Origin of the sequence: Streptomyces sp. NPDC060027 (assembly GCF_042737005.1) — a bacterium.
Classification (GTDB): domain Bacteria; phylum Actinomycetota; class Actinomycetes; order Streptomycetales; family Streptomycetaceae; genus Streptomyces.
Genome location: NZ_JBHWVI010000351.1, coordinates 1 through 2,923, shown reverse-complemented (window position 1 = coordinate 2,923; position 2,923 = coordinate 1). Strand labels below are relative to the sequence as shown.

2 protein-coding genes are annotated in these 2,923 nt (G+C 75.4%); both read left to right on the top strand.

Annotated features, from left to right (window positions below; translation table 11 throughout):
- The first annotated feature begins 204 nt into the window (after positions 1 to 204).
- Positions 205 to 1,680 (top strand): sigma-70 family RNA polymerase sigma factor, encoded by a 1,476-nt coding sequence (locus tag ACFWBT_RS41210; RefSeq protein ID WP_385709434.1) that lies wholly within the window; start codon positions 205 to 207, stop codon positions 1,678 to 1,680.
- A gap of 219 nt (positions 1,681 to 1,899) precedes the next feature.
- Positions 1,900 to 2,676, top strand: coding sequence for an SDR family NAD(P)-dependent oxidoreductase (locus ACFWBT_RS41205; RefSeq protein ID WP_385709431.1), 777 nt, complete (start codon positions 1,900 to 1,902; stop codon positions 2,674 to 2,676).
- Positions 2,677 to 2,923 lie beyond the last annotated feature (247 nt).

Genomic DNA, 2,923 nt, shown 5'->3' with positions numbered 1-2,923 from the left:
CTATATTTCGTCGCCTCCTTCTTTGTTTTATACGCCCCCCCCCCGGCACCCCCCCGGCACCCCCCCCGCGTCGGGGGGGGGGGGGCCCCCGGCGGGGCCCCCGCCCCTCGCGGATTCCGCCGGATGCGGCGCTTCCGAGGTGTCTCGGGAGACGCAACGGATACCGTCACGTCGTACCCGCGTGACGGAAGCCCGGAGGTCCCCGTGGTCGTCGATACCGTGTGCCGCAGTTGCGGGAAGCCGCTGGCCGGGCGGGCCGGACGCACGGGACGCAGCTCGGTGTACTGCTCGGCGGCCTGCCGGCAGAAGGCCTACCGGGACCGTCGGACCGCGCCGGCCGACACCGTGCACGGGCTGATCGAGGACATCGGACGGCAGGTCGAGGCGCTGGTGCCGCAGCCGCCGTCCGTCTTCTACTCCGGCGTCAGCGAACTGGCCTCCTCGGTGGGACGGCTGCGCCGCGTCGCCCGGGTGGCCCGGGACACCGCCAAGGACGATTCCGTCACACGGGCCGCCGTGACGAAAGCCCCGGGCGGACCGGCCCCCGCCGGCGAAGCGGCTACCGGGGACCCCGCCGCGCCGCACACCGCCGTCCCCCGGGCCGCCGCCGACCAGGACTCCCCCGCGCCGGGTTCCGTCCCGCACGACCCCGTGACGCACGACGACCCCGTGGCGGAGCGCTCCGGCACGCACACCGGCCTCGGCGAAAGCGACTTCGCCGCGCTGGTCGAGCCGTACCGGCGTGAGCTGCGCGTGCACTGCTACCGCATGTCGGGCTCGTACGACGACGCGGAGGACCTCGTCCAGGAGACGTTCCTGCGGGCCTGGCGGGCGCGGGAAGGGTACGCGGGGCGGGCGAGCCTGCGGACCTGGCTGTACCGGATCGCCACCAACGCCTGTCTGGACTTCCAGCGGCGCACCGCCCGCCGCCCCCGGCGCTACGAGCCGGTGCCCGGCATGAACCACGGCACCGCCGAGCCCCCGGCCCGCGTCACCTGGCTCCAGCCATACCCCGACGAGGATCTGCCCTCGGCCGAGGAGCGGCCGGACGCGCTCGCCGTCTCCCGGGAGACCCTGGAGCTGGTCTTCCTGGCCGCCATCCAGCATCTGCCGGCCCGCCAGCGCGCCGTCCTGGTCCTGCGCGACGTCCTCGGCTTCTCCGCCGCCGAGACCGCGGAAGCCCTGGAGCTGACGGTCGCCTCGGTCAACAGCGCCCTGCAGCGCGCCCGGCCCACCCTGCGCGACCGGCTGCCCGACCGCCGCACCGAGTGGACCGCCGAGGCGGACGCCCGCGAGCGGGAGATCCTCGGGCGCTACATGGCCGCCGCCGAGGGCCTCGACCTCGACGCGTTCACTCATCTGCTCAGCGAGGACATCAGGCTCACCATGCCGCCGAACCCGTACTGGTTCGTCGGCCGTGCCGCGATCACCGAGTTCCTGCGGATCAGCCTCGACCCCGCCTCCCCGCTGTTCCTCGGTCACTGGCGCCACCTTCCCGCCCGCGCCAACGGCGGCCTCGCGGCCGGGGGCTATGTGCGACGCCCGGGTACGACGGTGTACCGCGCCCAGGTCCTCGACGTACTCCGCATCGAGGGGGACCGCATCGTGGAGATCACCTCCTTCGAGCCGCACCTGTTCCCGGCGTTCGGACTGCCGCTGCGGCTCCCCGCCGACGCGTGAAGGACGGCCGGGGCGGCGGGCGGGGGCGGCGGCCGGGGGCGCCTCCCGGGGGCGGATACCGGGAAGGGCCGCGGGCCGCGGGCCACCGATGAGTCCGGGAGGACGCGTACGTCTGCATGACCGACACGTACGACCGATTCGTACGGCGGACACGTACGACGGACTCGTACGACCGACTCGTACGACCGACTCGTACGACCGACACCTCAGGAGATCATCATGTTGCTCACCGACAAGACCGCGGTCGTCTACGGCGCCGGCGGATCCATCGGCGGCGCCGTCGCCCGTACGTTCGCCCGTGAAGGGGCCCGCGTGCACCTGGTGGGGCGCACGGCCGAGACGCTGGACGCGGTGGCGAAGGACATCGCGGCGGCCGGCGGACACGCCGAGACCGCGGTGCTCGACGCCCTGGACGAGACGGCGGTCGACGCGCACATCGCCTCGCTGGACGCCCTCGACGTCTCCTTCAACCTCGTCACCCGCGGCGACGTGCAGGGCGTCCCCCTGGTCGACATGGCGGTCGAGGACCTCGTACGGCCCGTCGAGACGGGCATCCGCACCAACTTCATCACCGCCCGCGCCGCCGCCCGGCGCATGGCCGAGGCGGGCTCCGGTGTGGTGCTCACGCTCAACAGCGGCTCCGCGCACGGGAGTCCGATGATGGGCGGCACCGGACCGGCGGACGCCGCGATCGACACCCTGGTGCGGAACCTGGCGACGGAGCTGGGACCGCGCGGACTGCGCGTCGTGGGCCTGTGGGCGGCCGGGGTGCCCGAGACGCTGACCCGGGAGAAGCTTCTCGCGGTCGACAGCCGCATGGACCTCGACGACGCGGCCCTTCAGGGGCTGCTCGCGAACCTCGCGGGCATGCGCATGACCCGCCGCAACCCCACCCTGGCCGAGATCGCCGCCACCGCCGCCTTCGTCGCCTCCGACCTGGCGGGCGGCATCACCGGCACCTTCGTCAACGTCACCGGCGGGATGGTCCCCCACTGACCCCGGGGCGGCCGGGTCGGCACGCGGGCGAGGAGCGGGGCGGACGCCCGCGCGGCGGACGGCGGCGGGCCGACGAACGGCGGCGGGCGGGAGACCCGTCCGGTCTCCCGCCCGCCGCCGTGGGGGCCGCCCCGCCGGGGGGGGCCCCGGGGGGCCCCGGCCCGCGGTGCGCGGGGCACGCGGGCCCCGCCCACCCCGCCGCCCCCCCCCCCGGCACGGCCCCCCCCCCCCCCCACAACGCGGGCGG